A 15,661-nucleotide genomic window follows, 5' to 3' on the forward strand; every position below is an offset into this window, starting at 1 on the left:
TTCCTACCATTGGTCTCGCCAAGTGCCTGAACCGCTTACACAAGGAGAGACCCATGACGACAGAAGCCCAATGCCCTTTCGACCACGGTAAGGCCGCCGCGCCCAAGGGCCGTGGCAACGCGGACTGGTGGCCCAACCAGCTCAACCTGCGCCCGCTCAACCAGAGCTCTCCGCTCGTCGACCCCATGGGCGACGGCTTCAACTACGCCGAGGAATTCAAGAGCCTGGACCTCGCGGCCGTGAAGGCCGACCTGCACGCGCTGATGACCGACTCGCAGGACTGGTGGCCGGCCGACTTCGGCCACTATGGCCCGCTGTTCATCCGCATGGCCTGGCACAGCGCCGGCACCTACCGCCTGGCCGACGGCCGCGGTGGCGCGGGGGCCGGGCAGCAGCGTTTTGCGCCGCTCAACAGCTGGCCCGACAACGCCAACCTGGACAAGGCGCGGCGGCTCCTGTGGCCCATCAAGCAGAAGTATGGCCGCAAGATCTCCTGGGCCGACCTGATGATCCTCACCGGCAATGTGGCGCTCGAGTCCATGGGCTTCAAGACCTTCGGTTTCGGCGGTGGGCGCCCCGACGTGTGGGAACCCGATGAAAATGTCTACTGGGGCGCAGAGACCACCTGGTTGGGCGGCGACAAGCGCTACAGCGGCGAGCGCGACCTGGCCAAGCCCCTGGCCGCCGTGCAGATGGGCCTGATCTATGTGAACCCCGAGGGTCCCAACGGTAACCCCGACCCGATCGCGGCGGCGCGCGACATCCGCGACACCTTTGCCCGCATGGCCATGGACGATGAAGAGACCGTGGCGCTGATCGCCGGCGGCCACACCTTCGGCAAGACCCACGGCGCGGGCGACGCGGCCCTGGTGGGCAAGGAGCCCGAAGGCGGCGGCATCGAGGACCAGGGCTTCGGCTGGATCAGCAAGCACGGCAGCGGCTTTGGCGGCGACGCCATCACCAGCGGCCTGGAGGTCACCTGGACCACCACGCCCACCCAATGGAGCAACAACTTCTTCGAGAACCTGTTCGGCTTCGAGTGGGAACTGACCAAGAGCCCGGCTGGTGCGCACCAGTGGACGGCCAAGGGCGCCGAGGCGACGATTCCCGATGCGCACGATCCCTCGAAGAAGCGCGTGCCCACCATGCTCACCACCGACCTGTCGCTGCGCTTCGATCCGGCCTACGAGAAGATCTCGCGCCGCTTCCTCGCGCACCCCGAGCAGTTCGCCGACGCGTTTGCGCGCGCCTGGTTCAAGCTCACGCACCGTGACATGGGCCCCCGCGTGCGCTACCTGGGCCCTGAGGTACCGGCCGAAGTGCTGATCTGGCAGGACCCGATTCCCGAGGTGGACCATGCCCTGGTGGACGACCAGGACGTGACGGTGCTCAAGGCCAAGATCCTGGCGTCCGGCCTGTCGGTGCCCGAACTGGTGTCCATGGCCTGGGCCTCGGCCTCCACCTACCGCGGGGGCGACAAGCGCGGCGGCGCCAACGGTGCCCGTGTGCGCCTGGCACCGCAGAAGGACTGGGAAGTGAACCAGCCTGCGCAACTGGCCAAGGTGCTGGGCAAGCTCGAAGCCATCCAGCAGGACTTCAATGCCGCGCAGAGCGGCGGCAAGAAGGTCTCGCTGGCCGACCTGATCGTGCTGGGCGGTGCTGCGGCCATCGAGTCGGCCGCCCGCAGCGCAGGCCAGGAAGTGGGCGTGCCTTTCGCGCCAGGCCGCATGGACGCCTCACAGGAGCAGACCGATGTGCCTTCGTTCGAGGTCATGGAGCCGCTGGCCGATGGCTTTCGCAACTATGTGCGCCCCGGCCTCGAAGGCGCGGTGGCCGAGCTGCTGATCGACCGCGCCAACCAGCTCACGCTGACCGGCCCCGAGATGACCGTGCTGGTGGGCGGCCTGCGCGCCCTGGGCGCCAATGCAGGGCACGGCGGGCACGGCGTGTTCACGCAGCGTCCCGGTGTGCTCACGAACGATTTCTTCGTGAACCTGCTGGACATGCGCACCCGGTGGCAGAAATCGGCCTCCGAGGCCGGCGTGCTGGAGGGCGTGGACCGTGCGAGTGGCGCTCCGAAGTGGACGGGCACGGTGGCCGACCTCGTGTTCGGCTCCAACTCGCAGCTGCGCGCGCTGGCCGAGGTGTATGGCAGCAGCGATGCGCAGGCGGTGTTCGTGCAGGACTTCGTGAAGGCATGGACCAAGGTCATGAACCTGGACCGCTTTGATCTCGCGCCCACGGCACACCCAGCACAGGCCTGAGCCCCCCGGACTGACGACGCCACCGGCCTGGCCTCCTTGGGGCGGGGCTGGTGGCGTTGTGCTTTTCGGGCGGGCAGGGCGGCTACCATGGCGGCCCCAAACCGAACCGGAGAGCCCGCATGACGCAACCCCCATCCTCCAAGGATTTCGACAAAGGCCTGGCCACGCGCAAGCAGGTCATGGGCGAGGACTTCGTGGCCAATGCCTTTGGCAATGCCACGGAGTTCACCCAGCCGATCCAGGAGTTCATCACCCGCAATGCCTGGGGTGATGTCTGGCAGCGCCCGGGGCTGGACATGAAGACGCGCAGCCTGATCACCGTGGCGTTCCTCACCGCGCTGGGCAAGCAGCACGAGCTCAAGGGCCATGTGCGCGGTGCACTCAACAACGGCGCCACGGCGGCCGAGATCCAGGAGGTGCTGCTGCATGCCAGCATCTACTGCGGACTGCCCACCGCCGTGGAGGCTTTCCGCACGGCCGCCGACGTGATCGACGGGCCGAAAAAATAAGGCTTCAGCCCGCGAGGAGCTTGTGCACGAGATCGGCTGCGGTCGACGCGTTGTACTTGCGCATGAGGCGGGCGCGGTAGATCTCCACCGTGCGGTGGCTGATCTCCAGCGTGCGGCCGATCTCCTTGGAGGTCAGGCCTTCCAGCAGGCGTGCCGCCACTTCGCGTTCGCGGCCTGTCAGCTCCGCTTTCACGGGGCGCTGGGAACTCAGGTCCTCGAAGCTCCAGATGCCCGATTCATGCGGTGCATTGCGATTGAGCGCGCGCCCTGACACATGGCACCAGAAGACCTCGCCGTTGGCGCGCTTCATGATGCGGTTGTCGGCGTAGTGGCCCTTGGCGTTCAGGATGGGCTCCATGTGGGCGCCCAGGCGCTCATACTCGTCGGCGCTCGGATAAAGTACCTGGAAGGACTGGCCGATCAGCACCTCGCGCGAGGCGCCGAACATCTCGCAGACCTGCCGATTGCAATCGACCATGGTGCGGTTGCGTGACAGCACCAGGCCCACGGGAGCCATGTCGAAAGCGAGTCGGTAATCAACGTCCATAGTGCAAATCTTTAGGGGATACTACTTATTCGGGTACGTAGTATCGTAGCGCATCCAAAATTCACAAGGAGATCGTGGTGAACAAGATATTCCCCTCCGCGGCCGAGGCCCTTCGGGGTGTGGTTGCAGACGGCCAGCTCATGGCTGTGGGCGGTTTCGGGTTGTGTGGCATTCCGGAGGCGTTGATCGATGCGCTGCGCGATTCGGGTGCCAAGAATCTCACCGTGATCTCCAACAATGCGGGGGTCGACGGCTTTGGCCTGGGCAAGCTGCTCGAGACCCGCCAGATCAAGAAAATGATCTCTTCGTACGTGGGCGAGAACAAGGAGTTCGAACGCCAGTACCTCGCGGGCGAACTGGAACTGGAGTTCACGCCCCAGGGCACGCTGGCCGAGAAGCTGCGCGCCGGCGGCGCGGGCATTCCGGCCTTCTTCACCAAGACCGGCGTGGGCACCATCGTTGCGGACGGCAAGGAGCTGCGCGAGTTCGACGGCGAAACCTATGTGATGGAGCGCTCCCTGGTACCCGAGGTGTCGCTCATCAAGGCGGATGTGGCGGACAAGTCCGGCAACCTGCGCTTCAACCTCACCGCGCGCAACTTCAATCCCGCCGCGGCCACGGCCGGCAAGGTCTGCATCGTGGAGGTGGAGCGCATCGTGGAAACGGGCGAGCTCGCGCCCGATGACGTCCATCTGCCCGGCATCTACGTGCACCGGATCGTGCTCAACGCCAACCCTGAAAAGCGCATCGAAAAACGCACCATCACCGAGAAAGCAGGAGCCTGACCATGCCGTGGACCCAAGACCAGATGGCCGCACGCGCGGCGCAAGAACTCGAAGACGGCTTCTATGTGAACCTGGGGATCGGCATCCCCACGCTGGTGGCCAATTTCACGGGCGACAAGGAAGTGTGGCTGCAGTCCGAGAACGGCATGCTGGGCATCGGCCCTTTCCCTACCGACGACAAGGTGGACCCCGACCTCATCAATGCCGGCAAGCAGACCGTCACCACGATCAAGGGCTCGTCGATCTTTGGCAGCGACCAGTCGTTCGCCATGATCCGCGGCGGCAAGATCAACCTGTCGATCCTGGGTGCCATGCAGGTCAGCGAGAAGGGCGACCTGGCCAACTGGATGATCCCTGGCAAGATGGTCAAGGGCATGGGCGGCGCCATGGACCTGGTGGCCGGCGTCAAGCGCGTGATCGTGCTCATGGAGCATGTGGCCAAGAAGAAGGACGGCACTGAAGACCTCAAAATCCTGCCCCAGTGCACGCTGCCCCTGACGGGCGTGGGCGTGGTCGACCGCATCATCACCGACCTGGCCGTGCTGGACGTGACCCCCGAAGGCCTCAAAGTCATTGAACTGGCACCCGGCGTCACCTTCGAAGCCCTGCAGGGCAAGACGGGCGTGACGCTGCTGCCGTAAGGCGTTGCTTCATGCGCCGCCGCATGCGGCGGCGGGTTGACCCTTCAGGCATGCAAGACAAAAAGGCCGGAGCCCTTCACGGGGCTCCGGCCTTTTGCGTGGCGGCTGCGGTGCGCCTGCACCGCATGGCGGTGGCCTTTTACATCGCGCCGATTTCACCAGCGGGGATCTGGCCGGTGCGCACGGCTTCGGCAGCCTGGGCACGCACGGCGGCACGGTCGGCCGTGGACTTGTAGGTCACCACGCGCGAACCTGCGGGCTCGATGGAGCGGGTCTGTGCCACGGTGGCGGCTTCGGCGGCCACTTCGGCGCGGGTGCGGTTCGTCTCGAACTTGGTGGCGAACTGCGAGGCATCGGCCTCGTCGGCCTGGGCACCGAAAGAAGCGAAAGCAGCCACGGCGGCGATGGAGAGGAAGCGGGCGGTCTTGTTCATGATGAAAATCCTTGAAGTTAAAAAAGCGTCTCAGAAAAACCGGGACAAAGCGGAAAGTGACAACTGCTTCAAACCGGGTTCGGTGAGTCGCCTTGCGGGTTCGGCTCATCGATGGGTTGAACTGTACGCCTGGGGTATCCAAAGAAAAACCATCTGGTCGCGAACTAACTGTTCCAGTTTTGGCAACAGTTGACGGGCGCATGGCGGCACACGCCGCGTCCTGCGCCGGGGCAACAAAAAAGGGCCCGTGGGCGTCTGGCGACCACAGGCCCTCCGGTTTCAGGGATTCATCTCACGCCGCTGTGTAGAGCTCCCAGGCCTCGGATGCGCTCGCGCCGCGGTGGATCATCGCCATCAGTGCGTTGACCACCGCCGACGGGTTGGCGTGCTGGTACACGTTGCGCCCGTAGACCATGCCCACGGCCCCCTGGTCCAGCAGCACGCGCGAGCGCGCGAACACCTGCTGCAGGTCTTCGCGGCCGCCGCCGCGCACCAGCACCGGGCAGCGCGCTGCCTGCACCACGCGGTGGAATTCGGCGGGGTCGGTGGTGGGGTCGGCCTTCACGATGTCGGCCCCCATCTCGCGCGCCAGGCGCACCAGGGTCACGATCTTCTCGGCGTCGCCATCGACCATGTAGCCGCCTTGCTCGCTGTGCGGGCGCATCACCAGCGGCTCGATCATCAGCGGCATGCCGTAGCGGTCGCAGTCGGCGCGCACGCGCGCGATGTTCTGCACGCACTGGCGAAACAGGTCGGGTTCATTGGGCAGCATGAACAGGTTGACCACCACGCAGGCGGCATCGCGCTGCACGGCCGGCAGCACCGGGTCGTGCTCGTTCTGCAGCACGGCCCACATCACGCGGTGGGCGGTGGCGTTGTAGGGGTTGCCCATGTCGATGCGCATCACCAGCGCCGGCTTGCTGCGGCCCGGGCGGTCCTGCAGCAGGTCGGCCTGGCCGTAGTTGAGCTGGATGGCGTCGGGCGCGGCGGCCACGAGCTTGTCCATCACGCCGGGCATGTCCTCCAGCCCGTTGAGGAACGAGGGTTCGTTGCACACGCCGTGGTCCAGGGCGATGTCCAGGCAGCGCCCGTGGGTCAGCAGGCGGTTCAGGCGTGCGGTCTTGTCCTTCGACATACGAAGAGGTCCTTGGTTGGTGGGAGTAAGAAAAAGGGGGAAGAGGTTCGTCAGGCCAGCGCCTTCAGGTGCCGGGCGGCGGCCGTGTCGATGCGCAACACGGCCTCCTCGGGCAGGTCCAGCGCGCCGGCGGTGGCGTTCTCGGTGGCCTGTGCCCGCGTGCGTGCACCGCACAGCGCCACCGATACATTGCCGCTGGCCAGCGTCCAGGCGATCATCAGCTGACCGAAGGAGCAGCCCAGTGGCCGGCGCACTGGTTCGAGTTCGTCGAAGAAGGCCTTGAGCCTGGCGCGGTTGGCCGCGCTGAAACGCGGGTTGCTCGCGCGCTGGTCGTCGCCCGTGAATTCGCGCGCCGGGTCGATGGGGCCGGCGAGCAGGCCCAGCGCCAGCGAGGAGTAGCCCAGCATGGCCACGTTATGGCGGCTGCACAGGGGCAGCAGCGTCTGCTCGATCTCGCGGTCGATCAGGCTGTAGCGCTCCTGCGCCGCGTCCACGGGGCCGTACTGCAGGTACTCGGCCAGCGTCTCGGGGCTCGCGTTGCTCACACCGATGGCGCGGATCTTGCCCTGCTGCTTGAGCGTGAGCAGGGCGTCCATGGTCTCCTCGACCGGCGTGGTGGCGTCCTGCCAGTGGGTGATGTACAGGTCGATGTAGTCGGTCTGCAGGCGTTTCAAGCTCTCCTCGGCCTCGTGGAAGATCGATTCGCGGCCCAGGTGGCGGTACACGGGGTGGCCGTCTTCGTCGAAGAAGTGCGTGCCCTTTTGCGTGTGCCACACCAGGCCGCACTTGGTGGCGATCACCGCCTCGTGGCGGCGGCCCTTGAGGGCGGCGCCAACGATGTTTTCGGAGGCGCCCAGGCCATAGGCCGGCGCGGTGTCGATCAGCGTCACCCCGGCGTCGAGCGAGGCGGCTATGGCGTCGGTGGCGGCGGCACTGTCCTGGCCGCCCCACATCCATCCGCCCATGGCCCAGGTACCGAGGCCGATGGCCGAGCACTGGATGCCCGACGGGCCCAGGGTGGTGGTCTTCATCGCTGCGTTCATCATCACGGCATTCATCGTTGGGTCTTTCGGGTGTTCATGAGGTGGTCGATGGTCACGGCGGCCAGCAGGATCAGGCCCTTGATCACGTCCTGCCAGTACGGCGAAACGTCCAGCAGGATCAGCGAGCTGGTCACCACCGAGAGCAGGGCCAGGCCCAGCACGGCACCGAGCACCGTGCCCGAGCCGCCCTTCAGGCTGGCGCCGCCGATCACGGCCGCGGCGATCACGTTGAGCTCCATGCCCACGCCGAAGGTGGGCGTGGCCGCGCCGAAGCGCGCGGTGTAGATCACCCCGGCCAGGCCGGCGGATGCGGCGCACAGCACCGTCACCCAGAACTTCACGTGGCCCACGCGGATGCCCGAGTACAGCGCCGCCTTCTCGTTGCTGCCGGTGTAGAACACGCGGCGCATCAGGCTCGCGCGGCGCAGCACGAAATCGCTGACCACCACGATGAAAAGGAAGATCAGGATCACGGCCGGGATGCCGAACAGCGTACCCTGGCCGATGAACTTGAACGAGGCCGGCAGCGAGAACAGCGACTGGGGCGTGCCCTGGGTGAGCGCCAGGCACAGGCCGCGCACGATGACCATGAAGGCCAGCGAGGCGATGAAGTGGTTGAGCCCGATGCGCACCACGCAGCCGCCGATCATGGCGCCGATGAGCGCGCTGGCGGCGATGGCGATGAGCCCGGCCGTCCAGGGATCGAACCCCATCAGGAACAGCTTGCCCGTGACCACCATCGCAAAGCACACCACCGAGCCCACCGACAGGTCGATGCCGCCCACGATGAGCAGGATGGTCATGCCCACGACCACGATGCCCTCGATGGAGAAGGACAGCAGCATGGCGCGGATGTTGTCCCAGGTCAGGAAGTAGGGCGACGCGAAGCTCATGCCCACGCACAGCGCGAGGATGATGACCAGAAGGCCCATCTCGCGCATGCTGGTGAGCTTGGGGGCGCCGGGCTTGCCCGGCCCCCCAGGCGCCTCGCGCGGCGGCTGCAGGCCGGCGACGGAGCCGGCGTCCAATTGTGCGGGGTGATTCATGCCATTTCCTCTTGCTGTCGTTCCAGTCCCGAGGCCAGCCGCAGCAGGGCCTCTTCCGTCATGTCCTTGCCTTGCACCTCGCCCGCCACGCGCCCGTCGCGGATCACCAGGGCCCGGTCGCACAGGCCGATGATCTCGGGCAGCTCCGAGGAGATGACCACCACGCCCACGCCCTGGCTGGCCAGGTCGCGCAGCATGTGGTGGATCTCCGACTTGGCGCCCACGTCCACGCCGCGCGTGGGCTCGTCCATCAGCAGCACCGACGGGTTGGTGGCCAGCAGTTTGGCGATGGCCACCTTCTGCTGGTTGCCGCCCGACAGGCTCGCCACCTCGATCTGCACGCCGTCGGACTTGAGCTTCAGGCGCGCGCCCAGCTCCTGCGCCAGCCGGTGCTCGGTCGCACGCTGCAGCAGGCCCAGGCGCGAGCTCACGCGCGCCAGCGCCATGGAGGCGATGTTCTGCGCGATCGGCAGGTCCAGGTACACGCCTGCGGCCTTGCGGTCCTCGCTGAGGTAGGCGATGCCTTCGCGCAGCGCGTCGGTGTACTTGCGGATGGCAAGCTGCTTGCCGTTGAGGCGCACGCTGCCGCCAGTGGCGGGGCGCAGGCCGCACAGGGTCTGCGCCAGCTCGCTGCGGCCGGCGCCCATGAGCCCTGCAATGCCCAGGATCTCGCCGCGCCGCACGGTGAAAGAGACGCCGTGCACGCGCTCGCCGTCGGCCAGGTCGCTCACTTCGAGCACGTGCTCGCCGGGGTCTGCGTCCTGCTGCTTGGGCGGGTAGTAGTTGCCCAGGTCGCGCCCGACCATGCGCCTCACCAGGCCGTCGGCATCGAGCTCGGCCAGCGGGCCCGAGTGCACGTTGCGGCCATCGCGCAGCACCGTCACGCGCGTGCAGTGCGCAAAGATCTCGGCCATGCGGTGGCTGATGTAGATGATGGCTATGCCCTGGTCCTTGAGGTCGTGCAGCACCCGGAAGAGGGCGGCCGACTCGTTGTCGGTGAGGGCGGCGGTCGGCTCGTCGAGGATCAGCACCTTGCAGTCGAGCGTGAGCGCCTTGGCGATCTCGATCAGTTGCTGGCTGCAGATGGGCAGGTCCCCCACGCAGGCGGCGGGGTCGATGTCCTGGCCCAGCCGCTGGAGCACCTGGGCGGCGCGCGCGTTGAGATCGGCGTAGTCCATCCATGCCTGCCGGCCGGCATTGATCTCGGGCATGAAGATGTTCTCGGCCACGGTGGCGTCGGCGCACAGGGCGATCTCCTGGTGCACCAGGCCGATACCCAGGCGCATGGCCTGGGCCGGACCATCGATGGCCACCACGCGGCCGTCCAGCAGGATCTCGCCTGCGTCCGGCTGGTGGATGCCATCGATGATGTTCATCAGCGTGGACTTGCCCGCGCCGTTCTCGCCGCACAGGGCGTGGATCTCGCCCGCCTGCAGCGAGAAGTCCACGCCCGAGAGCGCATGCGAAGCGCCGAAGCGCTTGCAGATGCCGCGCAGCGCGAGCAGGGGAGCGCCCATGGTGGTGGTGCTCACTCGCTGATGCCCTTGGTGCCGCGGCGCGCGAGGTACTTGTCCCAGTAGAAGTCGTCGGCGTTGGCCTTGCTGACCACGGCCAGGCCGTTGTCCAGGAAGGGCACGGCCATGGGGTTGGTGCCGTTGCGCTTGGCGTCATTCATCGGGTCGATGAGGCCGGGGTTCTTGGCCAGGAACAGCATCATCATGCCCATGTAGCCCTGCATGCCCTGGTTGGGGTTGATGGCGCCGAACACGTCGCCGGACTTGATCATGTCCAGGATCTTGGCGTTCACGTCGCAGCACATCACCTTGATGTTCTTCTTGGTCTCCACCTTGGCCTGGGCCGCACCGAGCGCCGAGTTGGCCTCGGGCATGAACAGGGCGCCCAGGTTGGGGTTGGCCTGCGCCAGGCTCTGCACGGCCTGGTAGGCCTTGTTCGGGTCCTGGTTGCTCGCGGCGCGGCCCACCAGCTTCATGCCCGGGTGCTTGGTCTTCATGCGGTTGATGAAGGCGGCGATGCGGCGGTCGTGGTTGTCCTGGCCGGGGTTTTCCAGCACGGCGAACTCGCCCTTGCCGCCCAGCGATGCGGCGATCGCGTCGGCGGCCTGCGCGCCTTCGCGGTCATTGTCCGAGGTGATGAACGAGGTGCGCTTGGAGTTGGGCGAGTCGGCCGCGAAGGTGACGACCGGGATGCCCATGGCTGCTGCGCGGTTGATGGGCTCGATGAACGGGTCGGGGTTCATGGGGTGCAGCAGGATGCCGGCGGGCTTGCGTGCCAGCTCCTGCTCGAACGAGGCCAGCTGCTTGTTCACGTCGTACTCGGGGGTGCCGGTGTAGCGGGTGCGGACACCCAGCGTGCGGCCCAGCTGCTTCATCATCTCGTAGACCGGAAACCAGTACTCCACGCCCGAGACCATCACGTTCATCACGTAGACGTCGCTGGGGTTGCCGCGCAGGCCACCCGCGGCGGCGGGGGTTGCTGCAGGTTGCTGCGCGAACGCGCTAGTGCCGGCCAGGCCGATACCGGCGGCGGCTGCGGACTTCAGGAAATTACGCCTCATTGATGTCTCCTCTTGTTGAACGGAGCAGCGTGTGATTGCTGCTTTCTCCAGGGCTGTGATGGGGTGCTTGGTGTCACGACAGTTGTTATGACAGGTAGAATGTAATCTTGGATCGAAGCGCCAGATAGTTAGGGGAAACACTACTGGATATGCCGGCTGGTTCGGTGGAAGCTGTTATGACATGAAGACCCAACTACTGATTGGCATCGACCTCGGGTCGAGCAGCCTCAAAGCCCTGGCCCTGGAGGCCGCGAGCGGCCGCACCGTCGCCCTGTCCCGCATGCCCCTGCAGCACGACCGCCTGCCCGGTGGTGGCTGCGAAGTGGGGGCATCCATGATCCGCTCGGCCCTGTCCACCGTGCTGCGCGATGTGGCGCACCAGCTCGGCGACCGCGTGGCCGATGTCCGTGCCATCGGCTGCACGGGGCATGGAGCGGGCCTGTATGCGCTGGATGCCCGCAATGAACTGGCCGGCGGCCGCGCCGTGGCCTCGACCGACCAGCGCGCCGGCGCGCGGGCCGAGTCCCTGGCAAGCAGCCATGGCCCGCAACTGCGCGCCGAGGTCGGCTGCCAGCCCTGGCCGGGCCAGCCCACCGTGATCGCGGCCGAGTTGCTGGGCAGCGACGCTGTGCGCAGCGGTGCCTTGCAACGCCTCATGTTCGCCAAGGACTACGTGGGCTTTCTGCTCACGGGCGAGATCGCCACCGACGCCAGCGACGCCAGCACGGCGGGCCTGCTCTCGGTGGCCACCGGCACATGGTCGCCGCTGGCCTTTGCGGCCTCGGGCGTCGCCGATCTTTCACCGAAGGCCTTCGGGCCGCTGGTGGACAGCGGCGAGGTGATCGGCACGCTGCACACTTCGGCGGCCGAGGCGCACGGCCTGCCAGCGGGCATCCCGGTGGCCATGGGCGCCATCGACCTGCTGGCGTCGATGACCGCCATCCGTGCCGAGGAGCGCGGCCGCGCCGTCTCGGTGCTGGGCACCTGGTGCGTCAATGCCGTCATCGGCCCGGTGGTGGAACCCCGGCCCGACGTGGTGGCTGTCGTGAATTTCGGGCCGGGCGACCGGCGCCTGTACATGGAGAACAGCCCCTCGTCGATGGCCAATATCGCCTGGCTGGCCGGGGTGCTTGGCCTGCCCGATGCGCGGGCCGTGGTCGACCTGGCGATGTCGGTGCCGTTCGGGGCCGGGGGACTGCGCTTTCTGCCTTTCGTGAACGGCGGTGCGGGCGTCTCGGCCGGCTTTGTCGGCCTTCAGAGCCACCACACACGCGGCGACATGGCGCGTGCCGTGGTCGATGCAGTCGCGGCGCTGCATGCACGCCATACGGCGCGCCTGGCGGCCGGCGGGCTGCCGGTGTCGGCCTCCACCGTGCTCGGTGGCGGCGCCAGCGACACGCGCCTGGTGCGCCTGCTCGCGGGCCTGCTCGGGCACCCGGTGGAGCGCTGCGCCGACGACGAGACCGGCGCGCGCGGCGCGGCGATCTACGCGGCGATGTCGCAAGGCATCGACACCCACCCCTTGCGCGCGCCCTGCGACACGGTCGAACCCGACGCCAGCCAGGCGCGGGCCCATGCGGACTTCAATGCCAACTTCAACGAACTGATAGCCACCATGTCCCCTGTATTCGGCCATCTGGCGGGCACATCGCCGGGCATTGCTGCGCCGCTGCCAGCGCTTGCGCCCACCCCCACACCCGCGCAGCGCGTGGAGGCCTTGCCATGAGCACGCCTGCACCATTGCCTTTCGTGCGCCCGGCCGCCGTGTCGGGGCACCATTTTTCGACCGTGATCGTGGGCGCCGGCATCAACGGCGTGGGCGTGTTCCGCGACCTCTCGCTGCAGGGCGTGGACTGCCTCATCGTGGACAAGGGCGACTTCAGTGCGGGTGCCAGCAGCGCGCCCTCGCGCATGATCCACGGCGGCCTGCGCTACCTGGAAAGCGGCAGCTTCTCGCTGGTGGCCGAGGCCACGCGCGAGCGCAACCTGCTGCTGCGCAACGCGCCGCACCTGGTGCAGCCGCTCAAGACCGTGGTGCCGCTGTCGAGCTTCTTCGGCGGGCTGATGAGCAGCGCGCTCAAGTTCCTGGGCCGCACGCCGCCCCAGCGCACGCGCGGCCTGCTGGCCGTGGCCACCGGGCTGCGCCTGTACGACCTGCTGGGCCGGCGCCAGCGCGTGATGCCCAACCATCGCATCAGCCGCGTGCAGCCGGCCGACCGCCTGCTGTTCCGGGCGGCCGTGCGCTGGACGGCGACCTTCTTCGACGCCTGGATCAGCCACCCCGAATGGCTGGTGCTGGAGCTGGTGCGCGACGCCTGCCGCGACCAGCCCCGCTCGGCGGCCGTCAACCACTGCCGCGTGACGGGCTGCACGGGCAAGACCCTCACGCTGCGCGACGAAGTCACGGGCGAGGTGGTGCAGGTGACGGCCGACACGGTGGTCAATGCCAGCGGCGCCTGGCTGGACCGCAGCACCGAACTACTGGGCGGCCCCGGCCCGCGCGTGATGGGCACCAAGGGCTCGCACCTGGTGCTCGACCACCCCCTGCTGCGCGACGCGCTGGGCGGGCGCATGGCCTATTTCGAGGCGCTGGACGGGCGCGTGTGCATCGTCTACCCCTTCCTGGACCGGGTGCTGGTGGGCTCCACCGACATTCCGGTGGACGACCCCGACCAGATCGCCACCGAACCTGCCGAGGTGGACTACCTGCTGGAGGTGCTGGGCGAGGTGTTCCCCAACCTCTCCTTCGGCCGCGGTAACGTGGTCTACACCTATGTGGGCGTGCGGCCGCTGGCGCGCTCGGATGCCGACAAGCCGGGGCAGATCTCGCGCGACCATTCGGTGGTGATCGATGCACCGTCCCCGTCGCGCGATATCCCGGTCGTGGGCCTGGTGGGGGGCAAGTGGACCACCTTTCGCGCGCTGGCCGAGGAGGCCACCGACGAGGTGCTGCGCCTGCTGGGGCGGGCACGCACCGCCTCGACCCGGCAGCTGCCCATTGGCGGCGGCACCAACATGCCCCAGGGCGAGCAGGCGACCGAACACTTCATCGACCGCATCGTCCAGGATTCCGGCCTGGCGCGCGGCCGCGCCCAGGCACTGCTGCGCCGCTACGGCTCCCAGGCCCTGGGCATGGCCCCGCATTTCAAGGTGGCGGGGGACCTGCCGCTGCAGCATGCACCCGATTACTCGGCGGCGGAGGTGGCCTGGCTGTGCACCGACACCGGCGTGATCCACCTCGACGACCTGGTGATCCGGCGCACGCTGCTGGCCATCCGTGGCCTCGTCACGGACGCGGCGCTGGCCGAGATGGCGGGCATCGCTGCACGGGCGCTGGGCTGGGATGCGGGGCGCGAACGGCAGGAACTGCACAATTGCACCACCGCACTGCGCGAACGCCATGGCGTGCGCCTGGCTCCCGCAGTCCCTGATCACACCGATGCAGCGCCGGCTTTCCATGCATCATTGACCATCCACCCGGCCCTGAGCCCGTCCTGACGTGAATTCACCGACCGAACTCCAGCCCCTGCTCGACCGCAACTCCGAATCGCCCCTGTGGGCGCAGTTCCGCGATGCCCTGCGCCTGCAGATACTGCAGGGCGAACTGGCCATCGGGGCCAAGCTGCCCTCCGAGGCCGAGCTCGGCGAGCAGTTCGGCATCTCGCGCATCGTGGTGCGCGAGGCGCTGGCCGACCTGGTGCGCAACAACCTGATCTACAAGATCAAGGGCCGCGGCGCGTTTGTCGCGGCGCGCGAGCGCGACGAGGATTTCGTTTCCACCGTGCTCGGCTTCTCCGACGAGATGGAGCGCAAGGGCCGTTCGGTGCGCACCCAGGTCCTTGGTCAGCAGTTGCGCGCACCCACGCCGCAGGAGATCAGCGCGCTGGGCCTCACGGACGACACCCAGGTGGTGGCCTTGAAGCGGCTGCGCAGCGTGGATGGCGAGCTGCGCCTGCTGGTGGAAACCGTGGTGCCCGCCGACCTGGCGCCCGGCCTGCACCGCATGCGCCTGGACGACCGCTCGCTCTACGACGTGTTGCGCCGCCAGTACGGGGTGCGGCTGGTGCGCGCCGAGCGCTGGATCGACGCCGTGCTGCCCGACGCCGAGACCTGCGAACTGCTGCAGCTGGCAAGCCCCGAGCCGCTGCTGCGCATCGAGTCCATCGCCTATGGCGCCAACGGCCGCCGCCTGGAGTACTACAACGCCTTGCACCGCTGCAAGTCGAGCCGCCTGCACGTGCAGACAACGACATGATGACCCCCTGAGGCGCGGGCAGTCTCTCCAGGCAAAACGGGCTCCCGCAGGAGCCCGTTTGTCATTCATGCCTTCATGGCAACCACCGCGCGGAAGGAACGGGGGGCATGGCCGCCCCGCCGCACGGCAATTACATGGCGTTGCCGATTTCGCCCGCCGAGATCTGGCCTGTGCGCACGGCTTCAGCAGCCTGTGCACGCACGGCAGCGCGGTCGGCCGTGGACTTGTAGGTCACCACGCGCGAGCCTGCGGGCTCGATGGAGCGGGTCTGGGCCACGGTGGCGGCTTCGGCGGCCACTTCGGCGCGCGTGCGGTTCGTCTCGAACTTCGTGGCGAACTGCGAAGCATCGGCTTCATCAGCCTGGGCACCGAAAGAAGCGAAAGCGGCCACGGCGGCGATGGAGAGGAAACGTGCGGTCTTGTTCATG

Annotated in this window: 15 protein-coding genes; 7 read left to right on the forward strand and 8 right to left on the reverse strand. The window is 67.7% G+C overall.

Annotated elements, in window-relative coordinates; genetic code table 11:
- The first annotated feature begins 53 nt into the window (after positions 1 to 53).
- Both katG and AC3RCE_RS12275 read left to right on the forward strand, forming a co-directional pair.
- Entirely contained in the window at positions 54 to 2,264 is a 2,211-nt protein-coding gene (gene katG / locus AC3RCE_RS12270; RefSeq protein ID WP_492255284.1) for a catalase/peroxidase HPI, read from the forward strand.
- Between the two features lie 119 nt (positions 2,265 to 2,383).
- A complete protein-coding gene (locus tag AC3RCE_RS12275; RefSeq protein WP_218295202.1) occupies positions 2,384 to 2,773 on the forward strand; it encodes a carboxymuconolactone decarboxylase family protein in 390 nt (129 codons plus the stop codon).
- Positions 2,774 to 2,777: 4 nt separating this feature from the next.
- Here AC3RCE_RS12275 and AC3RCE_RS12280 read toward each other — a convergent pair whose 3' ends face one another.
- Positions 2,778 to 3,320 (reverse strand): PAS and helix-turn-helix domain-containing protein, encoded by a 543-nt coding sequence (locus tag AC3RCE_RS12280; protein ID WP_218295201.1) that lies wholly within the window; start codon positions 3,318 to 3,320, stop codon positions 2,778 to 2,780.
- A 77-nt stretch (positions 3,321 to 3,397) separates the two neighbouring features.
- Here AC3RCE_RS12280 and AC3RCE_RS12285 point away from each other — a divergent pair, with 77 nt between their 5' ends.
- Both AC3RCE_RS12285 and AC3RCE_RS12290 read left to right on the forward strand, forming a co-directional pair.
- Positions 3,398 to 4,105, forward strand: coding sequence for a CoA transferase subunit A (locus tag AC3RCE_RS12285; RefSeq protein WP_218295200.1), 708 nt, complete (start codon positions 3,398 to 3,400; stop codon positions 4,103 to 4,105).
- A 2-nt stretch (positions 4,106 to 4,107) separates the two neighbouring features.
- Positions 4,108 to 4,746 carry a 3-oxoacid CoA-transferase subunit B gene (locus tag AC3RCE_RS12290; RefSeq protein WP_492244832.1) on the forward strand — a complete coding sequence of 213 codons (639 nt, stop codon included), beginning with the start codon at positions 4,108 to 4,110 and terminating at the stop codon, positions 4,744 to 4,746.
- A 139-nt stretch (positions 4,747 to 4,885) separates the two neighbouring features.
- Here the strand turns inward: AC3RCE_RS12290 and AC3RCE_RS12295 are convergent, their stop codons facing one another.
- The 6 genes from AC3RCE_RS12295 to AC3RCE_RS12320 form a co-directional block, all read right to left on the reverse strand.
- Positions 4,886 to 5,179 carry a DUF4148 domain-containing protein gene (locus AC3RCE_RS12295; protein ID WP_492255285.1) on the reverse strand — a complete coding sequence of 98 codons (294 nt, stop codon included), beginning with the start codon at positions 5,177 to 5,179 and terminating at the stop codon, positions 4,886 to 4,888.
- Between the two features lie 292 nt (positions 5,180 to 5,471).
- Positions 5,472 to 6,314 carry a class I fructose-bisphosphate aldolase gene (locus AC3RCE_RS12300; protein ID WP_218295197.1) on the reverse strand — a complete coding sequence of 281 codons (843 nt, stop codon included), beginning with the start codon at positions 6,312 to 6,314 and terminating at the stop codon, positions 5,472 to 5,474.
- Positions 6,315 to 6,364: 50 nt separating this feature from the next.
- On the reverse strand, positions 6,365 to 7,372 hold the full coding sequence (locus AC3RCE_RS12305; RefSeq protein WP_218295196.1) for an aldo/keto reductase: 1,008 nt from the start codon (positions 7,370 to 7,372) through the stop codon (positions 6,365 to 6,367).
- Entirely contained in the window at positions 7,369 to 8,403 is a 1,035-nt protein-coding gene (locus AC3RCE_RS12310) for an ABC transporter permease (protein ID WP_218295195.1), read from the reverse strand. The genes AC3RCE_RS12305 and AC3RCE_RS12310 overlap by 4 nt, the downstream gene beginning before the upstream one ends.
- Complete coding sequence (locus AC3RCE_RS12315; RefSeq protein ID WP_492255379.1) at positions 8,400 to 9,920, reverse strand: sugar ABC transporter ATP-binding protein; 1,521 nt, start codon at positions 9,918 to 9,920, stop codon at positions 8,400 to 8,402. Before AC3RCE_RS12315 ends, AC3RCE_RS12310 begins: the two co-directional genes overlap by 4 nt.
- Before the next feature lie 11 nt (positions 9,921 to 9,931).
- On the reverse strand, positions 9,932 to 10,978 hold the full coding sequence (locus tag AC3RCE_RS12320; RefSeq protein ID WP_218295194.1) for a substrate-binding domain-containing protein: 1,047 nt from the start codon (positions 10,976 to 10,978) through the stop codon (positions 9,932 to 9,934).
- 181 nt (positions 10,979 to 11,159) lie between these two features.
- On the opposite strand from AC3RCE_RS12320, the gene AC3RCE_RS12325 reads away from it, so the two are divergent.
- From AC3RCE_RS12325 to AC3RCE_RS12335, 3 genes are read left to right on the forward strand one after another with little or no spacing between them, the layout of a single operon-like run.
- Positions 11,160 to 12,704 (forward strand): FGGY family carbohydrate kinase, encoded by a 1,545-nt coding sequence (locus tag AC3RCE_RS12325; RefSeq protein ID WP_492255286.1) that lies wholly within the window; start codon positions 11,160 to 11,162, stop codon positions 12,702 to 12,704.
- Positions 12,701 to 14,476, forward strand: a complete 1,776-nt coding sequence (locus AC3RCE_RS12330; RefSeq protein WP_492255287.1) for a glycerol-3-phosphate dehydrogenase/oxidase — start codon at positions 12,701 to 12,703, stop codon at positions 14,474 to 14,476. Before AC3RCE_RS12325 ends, AC3RCE_RS12330 begins: the two co-directional genes overlap by 4 nt.
- A 1-nt stretch (position 14,477) precedes the next feature.
- A complete protein-coding gene (locus tag AC3RCE_RS12335; RefSeq protein WP_218295192.1) occupies positions 14,478 to 15,233 on the forward strand; it encodes a GntR family transcriptional regulator in 756 nt (251 codons plus the stop codon).
- 130 nt (positions 15,234 to 15,363) lie between these two features.
- Here AC3RCE_RS12335 and AC3RCE_RS12340 read toward each other — a convergent pair whose 3' ends face one another.
- Complete coding sequence (locus AC3RCE_RS12340) at positions 15,364 to 15,660, reverse strand: DUF4148 domain-containing protein (RefSeq protein ID WP_218298038.1); 297 nt, start codon at positions 15,658 to 15,660, stop codon at positions 15,364 to 15,366.
- Position 15,661 lies beyond the last annotated feature (1 nt).

The sequence above is a fragment of the Acidovorax sp. GW823-FHT05D11 genome, from assembly GCF_058795695.1.